Origin of the sequence: Sphingomonas sp. PvP056 (genome assembly GCF_040549155.1) — a bacterium.
Lineage (GTDB): Bacteria > Pseudomonadota > Alphaproteobacteria > Sphingomonadales > Sphingomonadaceae > Sphingomonas.
In genome coordinates this window covers 155,532-173,508 of record NZ_JBEPST010000002.1, presented here as the reverse complement: position 1 = coordinate 173,508, position 17,977 = coordinate 155,532, and the positions used below count along the sequence as shown (strand labels likewise).

At 65.5% G+C, this 17,977-nt stretch carries 14 protein-coding genes and 1 tRNA gene; 8 read left to right on the top strand and 7 right to left on the bottom strand.

The annotated features are described in order from the left end of the window. Window positions 1-48: 48 nt before the first annotated feature. Genes glyS through ABIC17_RS04975 form a run of 3 tightly spaced genes read right to left on the bottom strand, consistent with a single transcriptional unit; the run spans window position 49 to window position 3,508 of the window. Window positions 49-2,352 carry a glycine--tRNA ligase subunit beta gene (gene glyS / locus ABIC17_RS04985; protein WP_354279730.1) on the bottom strand — a complete coding sequence of 768 codons (2,304 nt, stop codon included), beginning with the start codon at window positions 2,350-2,352 and terminating at the stop codon, window positions 49-51. Continuing rightward, window positions 2,349-2,615 carry a hypothetical protein gene (locus ABIC17_RS04980; protein WP_354279728.1) on the bottom strand — a complete coding sequence of 89 codons (267 nt, stop codon included), beginning with the start codon at window positions 2,613-2,615 and terminating at the stop codon, window positions 2,349-2,351. The genes glyS and ABIC17_RS04980 overlap by 4 nt, the downstream gene beginning before the upstream one ends. Continuing rightward, window positions 2,612-3,508, bottom strand: a complete 897-nt coding sequence (locus ABIC17_RS04975) for a glycine--tRNA ligase subunit alpha (protein ID WP_277967638.1) — start codon at window positions 3,506-3,508, stop codon at window positions 2,612-2,614. Before ABIC17_RS04975 ends, ABIC17_RS04980 begins: the two co-directional genes overlap by 4 nt. Window positions 3,509-3,630: 122 nt before the next feature. On the opposite strand from ABIC17_RS04975, the gene ABIC17_RS04970 reads away from it, so the two are divergent. Together ABIC17_RS04970 and ABIC17_RS04965 are read left to right on the top strand one after the other, a co-directional pair. After that, on the top strand, window positions 3,631-4,554 hold the full coding sequence (locus tag ABIC17_RS04970) for a TraB/GumN family protein (protein WP_354279726.1): 924 nt from the start codon (window positions 3,631-3,633) through the stop codon (window positions 4,552-4,554). Beyond that, window positions 4,551-5,411 (top strand): TraB/GumN family protein, encoded by an 861-nt coding sequence (locus ABIC17_RS04965; RefSeq protein WP_354279724.1) that lies wholly within the window; start codon window positions 4,551-4,553, stop codon window positions 5,409-5,411. Before ABIC17_RS04970 ends, ABIC17_RS04965 begins: the two co-directional genes overlap by 4 nt. A gap of 7 nt (window positions 5,412-5,418) precedes the next feature. Here the strand turns inward: ABIC17_RS04965 and ABIC17_RS04960 are convergent, their stop codons facing one another. Then, the gene (locus tag ABIC17_RS04960) at window positions 5,419-8,802 is read right to left on the bottom strand and encodes a trifunctional glycoside hydrolase family 18/polysaccharide deacetylase/glycosyltransferase family 2 protein (protein WP_354279722.1); all 3,384 of its coding nucleotides are present in this window, start codon (window positions 8,800-8,802) and stop codon (window positions 5,419-5,421) included. Between the two features lie 201 nt (window positions 8,803-9,003). Here ABIC17_RS04960 and ABIC17_RS04955 point away from each other — a divergent pair, with 201 nt between their 5' ends. Continuing rightward, the gene (locus ABIC17_RS04955) at window positions 9,004-10,299 is read left to right on the top strand and encodes an FAD-dependent oxidoreductase (RefSeq protein ID WP_354279720.1); all 1,296 of its coding nucleotides are present in this window, start codon (window positions 9,004-9,006) and stop codon (window positions 10,297-10,299) included. A gap of 70 nt (window positions 10,300-10,369) precedes the next feature. After that, window positions 10,370-10,446, top strand: a tRNA-Pro gene (locus tag ABIC17_RS04950). A 194-nt stretch (window positions 10,447-10,640) separates the two neighbouring features. Here the strand turns inward: ABIC17_RS04950 and ABIC17_RS04945 are convergent. Beyond that, window positions 10,641-11,195: a peroxiredoxin gene (locus tag ABIC17_RS04945; protein WP_354279718.1), complete on the bottom strand. Its 555-nt coding sequence runs from the start codon at window positions 11,193-11,195 to the stop codon at window positions 10,641-10,643. 122 nt (window positions 11,196-11,317) lie between these two features. Here ABIC17_RS04945 and lepA point away from each other — a divergent pair, with 122 nt between their 5' ends. Further along, complete coding sequence (gene lepA / locus ABIC17_RS04940) at window positions 11,318-13,141, top strand: translation elongation factor 4 (protein WP_354279716.1); 1,824 nt, start codon at window positions 11,318-11,320, stop codon at window positions 13,139-13,141. A 387-nt stretch (window positions 13,142-13,528) separates the two neighbouring features. Here lepA and ABIC17_RS04935 read toward each other — a convergent pair whose 3' ends face one another. Continuing rightward, window positions 13,529-14,164, bottom strand: a complete 636-nt coding sequence (locus ABIC17_RS04935) for an FKBP-type peptidyl-prolyl cis-trans isomerase (RefSeq protein WP_354279714.1) — start codon at window positions 14,162-14,164, stop codon at window positions 13,529-13,531. Between the two features lie 76 nt (window positions 14,165-14,240). Then, window positions 14,241-14,447 (bottom strand): 30S ribosomal protein S21, encoded by a 207-nt coding sequence (gene rpsU, locus ABIC17_RS04930; protein ID WP_034160206.1) that lies wholly within the window; start codon window positions 14,445-14,447, stop codon window positions 14,241-14,243. A gap of 153 nt (window positions 14,448-14,600) precedes the next feature. Here rpsU and cysS point away from each other — a divergent pair, with 153 nt between their 5' ends. The 3 genes from cysS (at window position 14,601) to ABIC17_RS04915 (ending at window position 17,717) form a co-directional block, all read left to right on the top strand. Then, window positions 14,601-16,031, top strand: a complete 1,431-nt coding sequence (gene cysS / locus ABIC17_RS04925) for a cysteine--tRNA ligase (protein WP_354279712.1) — start codon at window positions 14,601-14,603, stop codon at window positions 16,029-16,031. A gap of 271 nt (window positions 16,032-16,302) precedes the next feature. Then, on the top strand, window positions 16,303-16,749 hold the full coding sequence (locus ABIC17_RS04920; RefSeq protein ID WP_354279710.1) for a TM2 domain-containing protein: 447 nt from the start codon (window positions 16,303-16,305) through the stop codon (window positions 16,747-16,749). Between the two features lie 32 nt (window positions 16,750-16,781). Continuing rightward, window positions 16,782-17,717: an NAD(P)-dependent oxidoreductase gene (locus ABIC17_RS04915; RefSeq protein ID WP_354279708.1), complete on the top strand. Its 936-nt coding sequence runs from the start codon at window positions 16,782-16,784 to the stop codon at window positions 17,715-17,717. Window positions 17,718-17,977 lie beyond the last annotated feature (260 nt).

Genomic DNA, 17,977 nt, shown 5'->3' with positions numbered 1-17,977 from the left:
GGGAGGCGATTGGAAGGTTAGGCTAAGGTCAGGCGTAACGCGTTGGCATCACCCCTCGATCCGCGAAAAGTCTGCCACATTGTGCACTGCAGCACGAACGCGGTCGAGCAATGCGAGACGGGCCGTGCGCTTTTCGGGCACGGGGTCGTTGACGATCACGGTTTCAAAGAACGTATCGATCGGTGCGCGAAGCGTTGCCAGCGCTGCCATTGCGGCCTCGAAGTCCTCGCGCTCGATTGCGGCTGAGGCTGCGGGTTCGGCAGAGTCGAGTGCGGTGGCGAGCGCAGTCTCTGCTGGTTCGGGCGTGTAGGACAGCGGTTTCTGCGGGGAGAGGGGCTGTGCTGCATTTTCGAGCGGAACGCTGGTTGATGCGTCCCCCTCTCCCCGACCCTCTCCCCGGAGGGGAGAGGGAGAAGAAGGGACGCCCTCCTTTTTCAGAATATTCGCCGCGCGCTTGTAGCCTGCGAGCAGGTTCGTGCCGTCCTCGGTGCCGATGAACTTCTGCAATGCATTGACCCGGGCGAGCAGGCGGACGAGATCGTCCTCCCCACCAAGCGCGAACACCGCGTCGATCAGGTCGTGACGGACGCCGGCTTCGCGTTGCTGGACTTTGAGGCGGTCGGCGAAGAAGGCCGGAAGCGTCTTGAACGTTGCGCGCATCGCACTTGTATGCGCCTCATCGGCTTCCTTCGACATTTCAGGCGAACACCGCAATGTCGTCATACCAGCCAAGCCTCGCGTAATGGCGTGCCACAAACTCATCCGGAGGTTGTTGCGGGTGATTAGTTCCAATACGCCCAACGCGGCGCGACGCAGCGCGAAAGGATCCTTCGATCCAGTTGGCGGCAGGTCGGCGTAGAAGAACGCGACCAACGTATCCAGCTTGTCCGCCAACGATACCGCCACAGTCACCGGATCGGTCGGCACGTCGTCGCCCTGCCCGACCGGCTTGTAGTGATCGCGGATCGCGGCGGCGACTCGGGGGTCTTCGCCTTGGGCGGCGGCGTAATAGCCGCCCATCAGGCCTTGCAGCTCGGGGAATTCGCCGACCATGCCGGTGACGAGATCCGCCTTGCAGAGCAGGGCTGCGCGTTCCGCCAGGTTGGCGAGCTCTTCCTTTAGCCCCTCCCCTTCAGGGGAGGGGTTGGGGTGGGGCAGTTCAGCAATCTGGCCTTCGGAAGTAGGCACGGCCCCACCCCCAACCCCTCCCCTGAAGGGGAGGGGCTTAGAAGAGATGATCCCCTCTTCGACCAGCCATCGTGCCAGTTTCGCAACGCGCGCGACCTTGTCCGCCACCGTGCCGAGCTTCTCGTGGAACACGATCCGGTCGAGCTTCTCCGCCTGCGCCTCCAGCGGCACCTTCAAATCGGTCTCGTAAAAGAACTTCGCATCCGAAAGCCTTGCCGCGAGCACCTTGCGGTTGCCCTCGACGATCTTCTCGCCACCATCGACCGCATCGATATTGGCGGTGCAGACGAACGCATCCGCCAGCGCACCACCGGCATCGCGGCACACGAAATACTTCTGGTTCACGCGCGCGGTCAGCTGGATGACCTCGGGCGGCACGCTGAGGAACGCAGCGTCGAAGCGCCCGAGCAAAGGCACCGGCCATTCGGTCAGCCCGGCATTCTCGGTCAGCAGCCCCTCGTCCTGGACCAGCTCCAGCCCCGCCTTGCGCGCAGCCATCGTTGCGCCGAGCGCGATGATCTGGCGGCGTTCGGCCTGGTCGACGATCACATGACAGGCGCGCAGCTTCTCGACATAATCGTCCGCCGAGCCGATCGTGATGATCCCCGGATGATGGAAACGATGCCCGACGGTAGCGGCACCGCTGGTGATCCCGGCGATCTCGACGGGCACGATCTCCTCGCCGAACAGCGCGACGATCCCCTGCAACGGGCGGACCCAGCGCAGCGATTCCATCGTGGTCGACGCCCCGCCCCAGCGCATCGCCTTGGGCCAGGGGAAGGCGCGGATGATCGCGGGGATCGCATCCGCCAGCACGCCGGTGGTGGCGCGGCCGGGCTTTTCGACCACTGCGAACAGCACGCCGTCGCGCTCGACCAGTTGCTCGCGCGTGAGGCCGGTCTTGCGGAGGAAGCCTTCGAGCGCCTGCGGCGGTGCGCTCGCCTTGGGCCCCTTGGTTTCCTCGGACACCGCGGCGGTCTCGGTCGGGAGCCCGCGGGCGATCAGCGCGAGGCGGCGCGGCGTCGCGTAGGTGACGAGCTCGGTCGCGGCGAGCCCGGCTTTCGCCAGTTCGGCGGCGAACAGCTTGGCGAGATCCTCGCGCGCGCGGTCCTGCATCCGCGCGGGGATTTCTTCCGAGCGGAGTTCGAGGAGGAAATCGGTCATGCGGGCACCGTTGGGAGGGGTTTGATCAGGGAGGGTTTGATCACGCAAAGGCGCAAAGACGCTAAGAGAAAGGAGGAGAAGGTTTGATAGCCTTCGGCGGGCTTGCCCGAGCGAAGCTTAACGAAACCTTCGCCAGCGCGCGCGCCGCCTGCTGTGGTACACGCCATCTTAGCGCCTTTGCGCCTTTGCGTGATAAAACCCTTCTGCTCAATCAAAGCCACAAAGCCACGAAGCAGGGACAAATTGCCTGCGGCGCGGATCATGCGGTCCACCCTGGATAGGCTTCCTGCCACGCAGGCGTGTGCTTCTCGATCCACGCCTGGCAGCTGCCCTTCGCGAGATCGCGCACCCGCCCCATATACGCCTGCCGCTCGGCGACCGAGATGACGCCGCGCGCCTGCAACAGGTTGAACACGTGGCTCGCCTTGATCGCCTGCTCATAAGCCGGAATCGGCAACCCCGCAGCGAGACTGTTCTCGCATTCGGCGACATGCTTGCGGAACGAATCGAACAGGCTATCGGTGTCGGCTACTTCGAAATTCCAGGTCGACATCTCGACCTCATTCTCGTGGAACACCTCGCCGTACGTCACGCCCGCGTCGTTGAACGCGAGGTCGTAGACGCTGTCCTTGTCCTGGATGTACATCGCGAGCCGCTCAAGCCCGTAGGTCAGTTCGCCCGCGACGGGCTTCATGTCGAACCCGCCCATTTGCTGGAAATAGGTGAACTGGGTGACTTCCATCCCGTCACACCATACTTCCCAGCCGAGACCCCAGGCGCCGAGCGTCGGCGATTCCCAGTCATCCTCGACGAAGCGGATGTCATGTTTCGTGAAATCGATCCCGATCGCCGCGAGCGACCCAAGGTACAGCTCCTGCAAGTCCGCCGGGCTGGGCTTCAGGATCACCTGATACTGGTAATAATGCTGGAGCCGGTTGGGGTTCTCGCCATAGCGGCCGTCGGTCGGGCGGCGGCAGGGCTGGACGAAGGCGGCATTCCACGGCTTGGGGCCGAGCGCGCGCAGCGTCGTGGCGGTGTGGAAGGTTCCCGCCCCCATTTCCATGTCATAGGGTTGCAGGATCAGGCATCCCCTGTCGCTCCAATAGTCATGGAGCGTCAGGATCATCCGCTGGAAGCTCATCGGGCGATCGGTCATGATGCGCTGGCTTTGGCGCAGTGCCGCAAGGGGGTCAACGCTTGATCGGAAAGCTGTTAACCCGCGCTGGTTTAGGGGGTAGAGCGGCGACCATTCGCCGGACACGTATCGGGACGCCTCGCATGATCCTCACCCGCCCCTTCCTTGCGCTCACCGCACTGTTGCTGAGCGGCGGCGCGGTCGCGCAGACGGCGCCCGCGCCGGTGCAGATGCCCGCAACCCCCCGCGCCGCCACGGTTCCTGCCGATCCGGCTTTGTGGGTGGTCAAGGACCGGGACACGACCGTGTATCTGTTCGGGACGATCCATGCGCTCAAGCCGCATCTCGGCTGGTTCGACTCGGCGGTGAAGAAGGCGTTCGACGCGAGCGGGCAGTTGATCCTCGAGATCCCCCTCCCCGATCCCGCGACCGCGCAAAGCGTGATGCTCCCGCTCGCGACTGACACATCGGGGGTGCCGTTGACGCAGAAACTCAACGCGGGCGACCGCGCCGCTTATGCCGCCGCGATGACCAAGCTCGGCATTCCCCCCGCCGCGGTCGAAAAGTTCGAGCCGTGGTTCGTCGCGGTGACCCTCTCCCAGTTGGCGTTGCAAAAGGCCGGGTTCAGCGCGGCCGACGGCGCGGAAGCCACGCTCACCGCCGCCGCGACCGCCGCGGGCAAGCCGATCACGGGGCTCGAGACGCTGCAGCAACAGCTCGGCTATTTCCACGCGCTGTCGCAGGCGGACCAGATCGCTTTCCTCGTGTCGAGCGTACGGGACATCGACAAGTTCGACGGCATGATCAACGCGATGCTCGACCGCTGGAAGGCAGGCGACGCCGAGGGGCTGAGCGCGCTGATGAACGAGGATTTGACGAGCCAGCCCAATCTGTACCGGATCCTGCTGGTCGAGCGGAACAAGCGCTGGGCGGCGTGGGTCGCTGAACGGATGAAGAAGCCCGGCACGGTGTTCATCGCGGTCGGCGCGGGGCATCTCGCGGGGCGCGACAGCGTGCAGGTGCAACTGGCCAAGCGCCACCTCAAAGCCGTGCGTATCCGCTATTGATCCGGCGGTTCGGCCTTACGCTCGCGCTGCTGTTGGCGGGATGCGACCAGACGGCGCCGACGCCGGCGCGGCCCGCGCTGTGGCGGGTGTCGGATGCCGATACGACGATCTGGCTGATCGGGACGATCCACGCGCTGCCGCCAAAGGTGCAATGGCAGACACCCGAAGTGGAGCGCGCGATCGGCGCGGCGGACACGCTGGTGCTCGAAGTGCCCCCGGTGGCAGGCGATGATGCGCACGCGCAGTTCGAAACGCTCGGCCGGCAGCGGGGCCTGCCCGCGCTGCTCGATCGCGTCGCCCCCGCGGATCGCGCGCTCTTGCGGCAGGGCATTGCCGCCGCGAGCCAGTCCGCCGACGATCTCGACGGGTACAAGACCTGGGCCGCCGCGCTGGTGATCGGCGCGGGTGCGGGGCACGTCAGTCGAGCATCGGCGAACCACGGGGTCGAGGCGGTGCTGACGCAGCGGTTCGCGGGCAAGACGATCGGTGCGCTCGAATCGCGCGCGGGACAGCTCCACCTGTTCGATCGGTTGCCCGAGGCGTCGCAGCGTCGGTTGCTGCTGGATGCCGCACGCGACGCGATTGACCCTGAGAAGGGCTATCGCACGCTGCTCGCCGCCTGGATCAAGGGCGACGCGGCGACGCTGTCCGCAACGCTCGACTCCGTCCGCCAGGACCCAGCAATCGCGGATGCGCTCATCGATCAGCGCAACCGCCGCTGGACCCGCGCGATCGTCGGACGAATGGCACGCCCCGGCCGCGTGCTGGTCGCGGTCGGCGCGGGGCATCTGGTCGGGCGGGGCTCGGTGATCGCCTTGCTCCGCGACCGCGGGCTGAAAGTGGAGCGGGTCGAGTAAGCCCGGCCTATACGTTCACCCGACCGGTCCGCACCAGTTTGCCCCAGCCGACGCGCGGTCCCCGCAACGCCTGTGTGATCGCCTTGAGCACGACGTAATACATGATCTGGCGATAGCCGAAGCGCTGCGGGATCAGCAGCCACAGCAGCCGCCAGTCCTCGCGCCGCTCCAGCGCAAACGCGACGATCGCGGCGAGGAGGTCGATCAGCGTGAACACTAGCCAATAGACCAGCATCTTCTCGACATCATGCTGGGTCTGCGCCCAGCCATGCGCGAGCACCGCGAGATAGGTCGTCACGAAACTGACGATCAGCGCGAGGTCGATGATCGGCGAAATCGCTGCGAAGACGATCTGGAACAGGATTGCCTGCGGGAGCCCCACGCGCGCGAGGCCGCGCGGCTTGCCCGTCGCCATGATGCTGCCGTGCTTCCACAGGCATTGCAGCGTGCCGAACGCCCAGCGGAAGCGTTGCTTGGCGAGGCCCTTGATCGTCTCGGGCGATTCGGTCCACGCGACCGCATATTGGTCGTAGGTGACCTTCCACCCGGCGCGCTGGATCGCGATCGTCAGGTCCTGGTCCTCGGCAAGCGTATCGTCGGGGTAGCCGCCAACTTGCTTGATCGCGGCCAGACGCCATGCGCCGACCGCGCCCGGCACCACCGCCATCGCATCGAGCCGCGCGAGCGCCCGGCGTTCGAGGTTCTGTGCGGTGATATATTCGACCGCCTGGAACCGCGTCAGTAGATTGACGCGATTGCCGACCTTGGCGTTACCCGCAACCGCGCCGAGCGTCGGATCGACGAACCAGCGCGCCAGCCGGGCGATGGTCGTCGGCTCGAACTGCGTATCGGCGTCGAGCGCGATGACGATTTCGCCCGTCGCCAGATCGAGCGCGCGGTTGAGCGCACGGGCCTTTCCGCCATTCTCGAGCGTGAGCAGTTTCACGCGCAGATCATGGGCAAAGGCGGTGTGCACCACCGCGCTCGTCGCGTCGGACGACCCGTCGTCGATCACGATCACCTCGATCCGCACATCGGTCGACGCAAGCACGCCGTGGACCGCGCGTTCGATCACAAGCTCCTCGTTGAACGCGGGGATCATTACCGTCACGAACGTGTCGGGGTCGATCGGCGGGAATACCATCCGGCTTTCGCGCCGCGCCTGGATCAGCGCCAGCGCCGACAGGATGATCGCGCGCGCAATCCCGATCGTGATCGCAAAGAAGAAGATCCAGCCAAGCGCGACGACGATCCCGCCGAGCGCACTGAAGATGAACAGGTTGAACTGTGCCGTGACCTGCTCGCTCTCCGTGATCGGTGGCATCGCGACGTCGCGCGGGATGCCGGCGAGCTCGGACACGGGCACGAAGTGATAGCCCTTGGCGCGCAACTGATCGATGATCTGCGGCAAGGCGGCGACGGTCTGCGAGCGGTCCCCGCCCGAATCGTGGAGCAGCACGATGTTGCGGCTGCACTGCGGTTCATCGTCGCCGGTGCAGCGGCCTGCCGGATCGGTGACTTCGCTGACCGTGCGGTCGATGATCGCCTGCGTGCCCGGCCGCTTCCAGTCGTCCGGATCGACGTGCAGCCCGACCGAGATGTACCCGCGGTTCTGCGCCTGCAGCGCCGGGTAGATTTCGTCCGAGGTGGTCGGCTCGGCGTCCCCGAAATAGGGCGCACGGAACAGCCGCAGCGAATGGCCGGTGAACGCCTGGAACAGCCGTTGCGTGGTGTTGAGCTGGAACCGCGTTTCGGTTTCGGACGCGCCCGCAAGATTGGGATGCGTATAGGTGTGGCTGCCGATCTCATGCCCCTCGCGGATCATGCGGTCGAGCAGGCGGCGCTGCGTCAGCGCATTCTCGCCGATGACGAAGAACGTCCCCGGCACCTGCTTCTGCTTGAGCACGTCGAGGACGCGCGGGGTCCAGGTCGGGTCGGGGCCGTCGTCGAAGGTCAGTGCGACGAGGCCGGGGCGATAGCCCGTCCGCGCAACGATATACGGCGATGGCAGGGTCACGAAATGAACGTCGGCGATTCCCCCATCGGGGGCCGCGATTGCCTGGCGCACGCCCGCCACCGGCACGCCTGCGATCTTGAGGATTTCGCCGCTGCCCTCGATGTCGACATCGGTCCCGGCGGGGATCGTGTTGATCGCGGAGGGCGCCGGCAGCGTGCGATGCGACCGCCCGAAGATCGACCACAGCCCGGGGTCTTCCGCGCCGAGCCGCCATACGGCGACTCCGTTGAGACCGACCCGGCTTAGGAACTTCATCTGGTTATACGCCGACGCCGCATCGAGCAGCCAGACGACGTGGCGGCTGCTGCCTTCCATATAGGCGAAACCGGTGTTGCCGCTGGCCTTGTCGAAGATCGGCATCGCGCTCGATTCGCGCGCGGACTGCCAGGCTTCGTCGATCGCGAGCGGATCACCGCCGCCGTCGTGCCAGTCATAGCCATAGCTGCCGATCGCGACGACGATCTTGTTGCGCGGCACGCCCTGGACAGCGCGCGCGACCGATCGTTCGAACCAGCTTTGCGACGCGATCGGGCCGGAATCGCCGCTCGTCTCATGCTCATCATACGCCATCAGGAAGACGCGATCGACGATCGAAGCGAAGGCGGCGATGTTCCAGCCATCCTCGCCTTCCGCCGCCCCGATCGGCACCGCGATCGCGATGACCCAGTTATGCTTGGCGAAGCGCGCCCTGGCTTCGCGCAGGAACGTGCGGAAGTCCGCCTGCCCGCGCGGGCTGAGTTCCTCGAAATCGAAGAACGCCCCGCCGGCACGGTTACGGACCAGCCACGGTTCCAGCTTGTCGAGGAACGCCGCGCGTTGCGTCGCGGAGTGCAACAGCGTTTCCATGCCCTTCGCGTCCCACACGCCATCCTTGGCGTTCTGGATCATCGGCAGCAGCAAGGGACGATGCGTCGAGCGGTTGATGATCTCGCGTCCCGCCGTATCGCGGAACACGGATATGTCGTGGTTGGTACCGGTGACCGAGACCCAGCCCGGAATCAACCAGTCGAGATCGTTGATATGCCGCCTGAGCGACGCGACGCTCGATTGGTCCCACGGCACATGGAAACCGATCGCAAGCGGCTGGTCGACCGCAGTGCCGACGCCGCGCGCCGGCGCGGCACCCATCAGGCGCGCATAATCGATGATATTACGCCGTGCGCGGCGCAGCAGCGGATCGTGTGGCGGCGGCAGCTTGGTGTAGGCGGCGTGTTCCGCCTCGACCGGGAGCAGCGGAGGAGCCGGGACCGCGCCGATCGACACCCCGAGCGCAACGATCGACAGCAGGACGAGCAGCACGAACGCCGCCACCGCCATCGCGAAACGCCGACGCCGGCGACCGGACGCATCGTAGAAGATCGGTGCGCGGCTCATCGACGAGGCATCCCTGGAAACCTTCCCAACTGTAACGATCGTACACAATCGCATTGCCGCCTTGGCATGGCGATACGACGACGCCAAGATGACATCGCGTTCATGCAGCGGGATTCCTCGGGGCGTTCGACGTGTCAGCGCGCTTGGTGCTTGCCCCATGATCTCCTCGGGTTACGATCCCCGCACAGGAGAACGTACGCCATGCGGCATATCGCGATCATCGGCTCGGGCCCGGCGGGCTATTATACCGCGGAGGCGTGCCAGAAGGCGTTCGGCGACGATTGCCGGGTCGACATCATCGATCGTCTGCCTGTCCCCTATGGGCTGATCCGCAGCGGGGTCGCGCCCGATCACCAGTCGATCAAGGCGGTCGCGCGCCGCTACGAGGCGGTCGCGCTGAGCGACACCGTGCGCTTCGTCGGCAACGTGTCGGTGGGGGACGCGGTGTCGGTGCCGGAGTTGCTCGAGTTGTACGACGCGGTCGTGCTCGCGACGGGGGCGCCATCGGACAAGCCGCTCGGCGTACCGGGAGACGATCTGCCCGGCGTGATCGGGTCGGCGGCGTTCGTCGGTTGGTATAACGGGCATCCCGATTTCGCCGCGCTCGATCCGCCGGTCGGCGGTCTCGATGCAGTGGTCGTGGGGGCTGGCAACGTCGCACTCGACGTCGCGCGGATCCTTGCGAAGACCGAGGCCGAGTTTGGCGGCTCCGACATCGTCGGCCACGCGCTCGATCGGTTGCGCGATGCCGAACATGCGACGGTCACGCTGCTTGCGCGACGTGGGCCGCACCAGATCGCGATGACGCCCAAGGAACTGGGCGAGTTGGCGCATCTGACGCGTGCGGTGGCGCTGGTCGACCCGGCGGACTTGCCGTCCACGGAGGCGGATGTCGATCTCGATCCGGGGATGCGCAAGGCGGTGGCGCATTTGCGCGCGTTCGCGCTGCCGCAGGCGGACAAGCCGGTCCGGATCGTGTTCGACTTCTTCGCCCGCCCCGTCCGGGTGGAAGGCGAAAGCCATGCCGAACGCGTGATCGTCGCGCGCACGCGACTCGACGCTGACGGGCGCCTAGTCGATACCGGCGAGGAATATACGATCCCCGCCACACTGGTGGTCAGTTGTATCGGATATCGCACGCCCCCGATCGCGGGCGTCCCGTATGACGAGGCGCTCGGGCGGTTTGCCAATGTCGACGGGCGGATCGCGGCGGGGCTGTATGCGGTCGGCTGGGCACGGCGCGGGCCGACCGGCACGATCGGCACCAACCGGCCTGACGGTTTCGCGATCGCCGAACTGATCGCAGCAGATGTTCCCGGTGGCAGCGGCAAGACCGGGCGTGTCGGGCTCGACATGTTGCTCGCCGATCGCGGGGTCGACATCGTCACCTTCCGCGACTGGCAGAAGATCGAGGCTGCCGAAGTCACGCGCGCGCGCAGCGGCGCACCGCGGGAGAAGTTCGCGACGATCGCAGAAATGCTCGCCGCGCGGGCCTAAAGCGTGGGACCGCAACTTTTCGCTTGCTCCCCTGCCCCGCCCCGGCTAACCGCTCGCCCCTGCAATGTGTCGGGGCGTGGCGCAGTCTGGTAGCGCACTGGTCTCGGGGTCCAGGGGTCGTAGGTTCGAATCCTATCGCCCCGACCATTGCAGCGATAGCTTCGCCTGAATGGCTCGAGGCAGGTTCCCCGAAATAACTTCCTATTTTTCTATGCTTCCCCGGCGAAGGCCGGGGCCCAGGAGCGGGCGTTTCGCGAACAGGCGCTGCGCGACGTTACATCGACCTTCGCGACTGGGCCCCGGCCTTCGCCGGGGAAGCGCCAGCGTTAAGGGGCCGTGCCTCAGCCCTTGTGCTTCGCACGCCAGTCGCGAACCGCGCCGAGCGTGCCCTCGACATGCCCGACCGGATTGTTCTGCGTCAGCTCGTAGATCACCTCGCCGGTCGGCGCGATCACGTACGAGGTGCGGCTCGTGATCTTCGAGCCCGCGGCATAAGACACGTCATAGTTGCTGATCATCGGCGGAGTCGCAGCGGCGACCGGGAAGGCGCTGCGGCATTCTTCCTTGGAGAAGGCGTCGATCTTGTCGATCCCGCCCGCGGTCAGCCCAACCAGCGTCGCGCCCGCCTTCTTGAAGTCGGCAGCGGCCTCGGCGAACTTGTGCGCCTCGATCGTGCAGCCCGCGGTGAAGGCGGCGGGGAAGAAATACACCACGACCGGCCCTTTCTTGAGCGCCGACGCGAGCGAGAAGGTGAACGGCTTGCCGCCGAGCGCGCCTTGCGTGGTGAAGTCGGGCGCCTTCGCCCCGACCTTGAGCGCGGCGTTGGCGGGCATGGCGAAGGCGATGGTCGCCGTCAGTGCAAGGGCGGCTGCGGCATACGGACGGACGAGCTTCATGCGACTTCTCCTGATGATCTTTTGCAAAGCCTAGCCTGCCCCCTTTTGTTCCGCCAGCGACGAATCGCAGCGGACGAATCGCTGATGTTGCGTTGGCCCCCGCGCATGCTATCGCCCCGAGCATGACCACCCCGCTCGACCGCATCCGCAACTTTTCGATCATCGCGCATATCGACCACGGCAAGTCGACGCTTGCCGACCGCCTGATCCAGCAGACCGGCGGCCTGACCGCGCGCGAAATGTCCGAGCAGGTGCTCGACAATATGGACATCGAAAAAGAGCGCGGGATCACGATCAAGGCGCAGACCGTGCGCTTGGCTTATCACGCCAAGGACGGTCTCGATTACGTCCTCAACCTGATGGACACGCCGGGGCATGTCGACTTCGCCTATGAGGTGAGCCGCAGCCTTGCCGCATGCGAGGGCGCGCTGCTGGTGGTCGACGCGGCGCAGGGCGTCGAGGCGCAGACCTTGGCCAACGTCTATCAGTCGATCGAGCATGACCACGAAATCGTGCCGGTCATCAACAAGATCGATCTGCCCGCCGCCGAACCCGAGAAGGTCCGCAAGGAAATCGAAGACGTGATCGGCATCGACGCGTCCGGCGCGGTGCTTGCCTCCGCCAAGTCGGGGATCGGTATCGAGGACATCCTCGAGGCGATCGTCACGAAGATCCCGCCGCCCAAGGGCGATCCCGATGCGCCGTTGAAAGCGATGCTGGTCGACAGCTGGTACGATCCGTATCTGGGCGTCGTCATCCTTGTCCGCGTGATCGACGGCGTCCTGAAGAAGGGCCAGCAGATCAAGTTCATGCAGACCGGCACGATGCATCTGGTCGACCGGGTCGGGTGTTTCCGCCCCAAGATCGAGCAGCTGACCGAGCTCGGCACGGGCGAAATGGGCTTCATCACCGCACAGATCAAAGAGGTTGCGCAGACGCGCGTCGGCGACACGATCACCGATGCGAAGCGGCCTGCTCTGGAAGCGCTGGCGGGCTTCAAGGAGGTCCAGCCGGTGGTGTTCTGCGGGATGTTCCCGGTCGATGCCGCCGAGTTCGAGAAGCTGCGCGAGTCGATCTCCAAGCTGCGCCTCAACGATGCGTCCTTCTCGTTCGAGATGGAGACGTCGGCAGCGTTGGGCTTCGGCTTCCGTTGCGGGTTCCTCGGGCTGCTGCATCTGGAGATCATCCAGGAGCGCCTGACGCGCGAATATGACCTCGACCTGATCACGACTGCGCCGTCGGTGGTGTACGAGATCGAGCTGACGCACCCCGATCCTGCGGGCACGACGCAAATCGAGTTGCACAACCCCGCCGACATGCCCGAGCCCAACAAGATCGCGACGATCAGCGAGCCCTGGATCGAGGCGACGATCTACGTCCCCGACGAGTATCTCGGCAGCGTGCTCAAGCTGTGCCAGGATCGCCGCGGCATCCAGAAGAACCTGACCTATGTCGGCGGCCGCGCGCAGGCGACCTACGAACTGCCGCTCAACGAAGTGGTGTTCGATTTCTACGATCGGCTGAAGTCGATGTCGAAGGGCTATGCGAGCTTCGATTATCATCAGATCGGCTATCGCGAGGGTGATCTCGTGAAGATGGGGATCCTCGTCAACGAGGAGCCGGTCGACGCGCTGTCGATGATCGTCCACCGCGGCACCGCCGAAGTGCGCGGCCGCGGCATGGTCGAGCGGTTGAAGGACCTGATCCCGCGGCATCTGTTCAAGATCCCGATCCAGGCAGCGATCGGCGGCAAGGTCATCGCGCGCGAGACGATCAGCGCGATGCGCAAGGACGTGACCGCGAAATGCTATGGCGGCGACGCGACCCGCAAGAAGAAGCTTCTGGAAAAGCAGAAGAAGGGCAAAGCCAAGATGCGCGAGTATGGCTCGGTCAGCATCCCGCAGGAAGCGTTCATCGCTGCGCTGCGGATGGGCGACGACGGCTAACGCTCTAGGGTCGCGCTCGCCCTTCCCCTCAATAACTGTCATCCCCGCGGAGGCGGAGATCCATACTGGCTGGCCGTCGCTGTTACCGCCGCCGTTGCGGTAACGCATACCCGCCATTGCCGGACCTCTGCATGGAGGGAATCGAAGGTTTGATCGTCACCCCGCGCCCCAAAAACTGCCGTCATGCTGAACTTGTTTCAGCATCCACCGCGCAACAGGCATAGTCCGGACTCGCGGAGAACTGGATCCTGAAACAAGTTCAGGATGACGGGCAGTTATGCAGATCGCTCGCCTACGTGGGAATGACGGCGTTGGACGGTACGTCCAAACGCCAAAAACCCCGACCGAGGCCGGGGTTCTGGTATCGTTGGCAATGTGCCGAAGCGCTCAGTTGCCCTGCGGCACCGCTCCGCCCGGGGCACCACCCGGCGCACCGGGCATACCGCCCGGCGGCATCCCACCCGGCGCACCGCCGCCCTGCATCATCTGCTGCTGCATCATCTGCTGCTGCTGAAGCTGCTGGACTGCCGCCTTGGAGAGGAAATCGAGCATCTCGATGTCGAACACCAGTGTCGAATGCGCAGGCATCCCCGGACGCGCGGTGTCGCCGTAAGCGAGGCTCGGCTTGATCCAGACGCGATATTTGCCGCCCTTAGGGATCAGCGTCAGCGCTTCCTCGAACCCGGGGACGACCTGATGCTCGCCGAGCGGCACCGGGAACGGGCGCTGGCTCTTGTCGAACACCGTACCGTCGACGAACTTGCCCTCGTAATTGACGAGCGCGACGTCCTGATCGGTCGGCGGGGCACCGGTGCCGGGGGTCAGCACCTGATATTGCAGCCCCGACGGCGTCTGCTTCACACCCTTGTTCTGCGCATTGTGCGCAAGGAACGTTGCGGCCGGGTCGACCGGGGTCTGTACAGCAAGCGCCGCTGCACCGACCGCGGCGACCGCGATTCCGGCCCACAGATACACCAGCACACGCCGCTTGACGGGCTTCAGCGGAACAGCGGTGATCGACATGGGCGCTCCCAGATGGGCGGTCAGTTCAGGAGAAAAGAAGCTGGCAGGTCATCGCGACCCGCCCGAAGTCACGGTCTTACCGTGCTCCGTCACGCTCCAGGCGCTTGCGCTCGAGCTTGCGGGCGCGGCGAACGGCGGCTGCACGCTCGCGGGCGCGCTTCTCGCTCGGCTTTTCGTAGTGGCGGCGCAACTTCATTTCGCGATAAACGCCTTCGCGCTGCAGCTTCTTCTTGAGCGCGCGCAGCGCTTGGTCGACGTTGTTGTCGCGAACGATGATTTGCATAAACCCGAACAGCTCCGAATCGATAGAAAAGCGCCGCCGCGAACCGAGGGTCCGCGTCGCAAGGCGTGCGCCCTACACGGCTGGGTCGTAAGTTTCAACCCGCAGCACAGCTTTTACGTGACTTGCCCGCCCCGCTCTCGCTAAGCGAACGACATGACCGGAACACCCCTTACACTGTATAATAGCCTGACGCGCGCGTTGGAGACGTTCACCCCGATCGATCCGCATGTCGTGCGGATCTACACCTGCGGACCGACCGTCTATAACTATCAGCACATCGGCAACATGCGCGCATTCCTGTTCGCGGACACGCTCGGGCGCGTGATCCGTTGGAAAGGCTGGCCGACCAAGCATGTCATCAACATCACCGACGTCGGCCATCTGACGAGCGACGCGGATGCGGGCGACGACAAGATGGAAAAGGCCGCCGCCGCGCAGGCCAAGTCGATCTGGGAGATCGCCGCGCATTATACGGCCGCGTTCAAGGACGACGTCGCGCGGCTCAACATCGAGCCGCCCGCCGAATGGACCGTCGCGACCGACCATATCAGCGAGATGATCCACTTCGCACAGCGGATCGAGCGCGATTGCTATCTGATCGACGGCGGACTGTATTTCGACACCAGCAAGGTGCCGCATTACGGCGCGCTCGCGCGGAGCAACACCGAGGCGGGCGAAAGCCGGATCGATCCGGTGTCGGGCAAGCGCAATGCCGCCGACTTCGCGATCTGGCGACGGTCGCCGCCGGGCGAGCAGCGCCAGATGGAGTGGGATTCGCCTTGGGGCCGCGGCGCGCCCGGGTGGCATCTCGAATGCTCGGTGATGAGCCTCAAGCATCTCGGGCATCCGTTCGACATCCATACCGGCGGGATCGACCACCGCGAGATCCACCACCCCAATGAGATCGCGCAGAACCAGGCGTTCTGCGGGTGCGGGGACAGTGGTGCGCGGATCTGGATGCACAACAACTTCCTGGTGGACCGCGGCGGCAAGATGTCCAAGTCGACGGGTCAGTTTCTGCGGCTCCAGACACTCGTTGATGCCGGGTTCCACCCGCTAGCCTATCGGCTGATGTGCCTGCAGGCGCAGTATCGCAGCGAGCTCGAGTTCACCTGGGACAATCTCGCCGCGGCACTCACTCGACTCAAGCGACTGGTGATCGCGCTCGATGCGTTGCGCGGGCGTGACGACGGGACGATCAAGGGCGATGCCGAGCCGTATCTCGCGCGGCTCGAGGAGGCGGTGGCGGACGATCTCAACACGCCGCGCGCGCTGATCGTGCTCGACGAGCTGATCGCGGACAAGAAGCTGTCGCCTGCGGTGCGGATCGGCGCGATCGCGGATTTCGACGCGGTGCTGGGCTTGCGGCTCGCGGATTTGACGCGCACCGAGCTGCGGTTGCGGCCGGTGGATGCGACGATCGACGAAGCGACGATCGTCGCGCTGATCGCCGATCGCAAACAGGCGCGGATCGACAAGGACTTTGCCGCGTCCGACGCGATCCGCGACGAGCTGGCGGCGGCGGGGGTCGAGGTGATGGACGGCGATGCGCTGGGATGGGACTGGAAGCTGACGGTTTCCTGAAGGCGCCGTGGATCGGGTTTGTGCTGCGAGCCCCTTCACGTCCGTCATCCCCGCGTGGGCGGGGATCCATACTGGCTGGTCTCTCCGCAACGGACCGGCGGTGCCAATAGATTCCCGCCTGCGCGGGAATGACGGCATGGGGCGAAACCTTCCCTCCCAACACGCACCCCTCGTCCTTCCCCGCCCCCCTCAGAAACGAACGGAGAACACCCCCCTTCCCTTCGGCCCGCCGCTTGCTAAGCTGCCGCACCACAACCGGGGGGACGTGACGATGCAGGGCAAGATCTTGGGGTTCGACCCCGGCAGCGGAGAAGGCATGATCAGCGGCGAGGACGGTCGCCGCTATGCGTTCGGTCCCACCGAATGGCGGCACCGCAGCGCGCCGCAGAGCGGGCAACGCGTCGACTTCGATGCGCAGGACGGTCGCGCAGCCGGCATCTACGTCACCGGCGGCGGCGCGATGGCGGCGGACAAGAACCGTTTCGTAGCCGCCTTGCTCGCGTTCTTCCTGGGCACGCTCGGGCTCCACAAATTCTATCTCGGGCGGATCAAGGCCGGGATCATCATGCTGTGCGTCGCGGTGTTCGGGTCGATCCTGTTCGGCGTCCCGACCGCGATCATCGCGATCATCGCGCTGATCGAATGCATCATCTATCTGGTCACGCCGGACGAAGCGTTCGAACGCAAATATGTCGAGGGCGATACCGCCTGGTTCTGACCCCGCCTGATGCCCGCCTGATGGAGCCATTGATGAAAGTCGTTCTGCCCGCGCTCGCCCGTGCCCTGCTCGAACCGCAATTGCCGGACGGGCTGGACCTGGTGTGGGTGACGACGCGGGAGGAGGCGACCGCGGCGATGGCGGACGCGGACATCGGCTGGGTCGACCTGTATCCGCGCGGGCTGACCGGCGAGGCGGTTGCCGCCGCGCGCAAGCTGCGCTGGCTGTTCACCGCGATCGCCGGGATCGAGTCGCTCGATCTCGCCGCCTTGCGCGCGATGGGCACCGTCGTCACCAACGGCGCCGGGATCAATGCGATTGCGGTGGCGGAATATGCGGTGATGGGCGTGCTCGTCGCGGCCAAGCGTTATGACGAAGTGGTACGGATCGCCGACCGCCGCGCATGGCCCGATTATGCACCGGGGCGGCAGGAACTGTACGAAACCAGCGCGCTGATCGTCGGCTATGGCGCGATTGGAGGACTGATCGGCGAACGGCTCGCGGCATTCGGGGTCGACGTGACGGGCGTCACCCGCTCGGGCCGCGACGGGACACTGACGCCGGATGCGTGGAAGCCGCGGCTCGCCGAGTTCGACTGGGTGATCCTCGCTGCGCCCTCGACCGGCGACACCCGCGCCGTGATCGGCGCACCCGAACTCGCGGCGATGAAAGCGAGCGCGTGGCTCGTCAACATCGCACGCGGCGACATGGTCGATCAGGACGCGCTGATCGACGCGCTCGACCGCCAGACGATCGCGGGCGCGTTCCTCGACACGGTCGACCCGGAACCGCTCCCGCCCGAGCATCCGCTGTGGACCGCCCCCAACGTGATCCATTCGATGCATCTCGCCGGTCGCAGCCAGACCAAGATGTTCCGTCGCGCCGCCGAGCTGTTCCTGCGCAACCTCGCGCGATTCCAGGCGGGGCAGCCGATGGAGAATGTGGTGGATCTCGAAGCGGGGTATTGAGGGTGGCGGGCGCGTCGTGTGCGATGTCCGGTCGTTCACCGCCGCCAGACGCTACGTCGTCTGACCAACACCGCTTGGCGGGCCGGGGCACCCTCGGCCTTACGTGGACGTAGGCCGCAAAATCGCAACCGACCAAGGATGTGGAAAGCAAACATTGGCGGGAGGGCTGGAACTAATGGGCAGCGGACAGGCGGCTCTCAGAAACGGAAGGGCGGATAGAAGTCGTCGCCGTGGACACCTGCAAGGCGCGTCGCTAAACC

Coding starts and splice junctions, on each gene's coding strand:
- glyS (WP_354279730.1), bottom strand. CDS start 2,352: ATGACCGATTTCCTCCTCGAACTCCGCTCGGAAGAAATCCCCGCGCGG.
- ABIC17_RS04980 (WP_354279728.1), bottom strand. CDS start 2,615: ATGATCCGCGCCGCAGGCAATTTGTCCCTGCTTCGTGGCTTTGTGGCT.
- ABIC17_RS04975 (WP_277967638.1), bottom strand. CDS start 3,508: ATGACCGATCGCCCGATGAGCTTCCAGCGGATGATCCTGACGCTCCAT.
- ABIC17_RS04970 (WP_354279726.1), top strand. CDS start 3,631: ATGATCCTCACCCGCCCCTTCCTTGCGCTCACCGCACTGTTGCTGAGC.
- ABIC17_RS04960 (WP_354279722.1), bottom strand. CDS start 8,802: ATGAGCCGCGCACCGATCTTCTACGATGCGTCCGGTCGCCGGCGTCGG.
- ABIC17_RS04955 (WP_354279720.1), top strand. CDS start 9,004: ATGCGGCATATCGCGATCATCGGCTCGGGCCCGGCGGGCTATTATACC.
- ABIC17_RS04945 (WP_354279718.1), bottom strand. CDS start 11,195: ATGAAGCTCGTCCGTCCGTATGCCGCAGCCGCCCTTGCACTGACGGCG.
- lepA (WP_354279716.1), top strand. CDS start 11,318: ATGACCACCCCGCTCGACCGCATCCGCAACTTTTCGATCATCGCGCAT.
- ABIC17_RS04935 (WP_354279714.1), bottom strand. CDS start 14,164: ATGTCGATCACCGCTGTTCCGCTGAAGCCCGTCAAGCGGCGTGTGCTG.
- rpsU (WP_034160206.1), bottom strand. CDS start 14,447: ATGCAAATCATCGTTCGCGACAACAACGTCGACCAAGCGCTGCGCGCG.
- cysS (WP_354279712.1), top strand. CDS start 14,601: ATGACCGGAACACCCCTTACACTGTATAATAGCCTGACGCGCGCGTTG.
- ABIC17_RS04920 (WP_354279710.1), top strand. CDS start 16,303: ATGCAGGGCAAGATCTTGGGGTTCGACCCCGGCAGCGGAGAAGGCATG.
- ABIC17_RS04915 (WP_354279708.1), top strand. CDS start 16,782: ATGAAAGTCGTTCTGCCCGCGCTCGCCCGTGCCCTGCTCGAACCGCAA.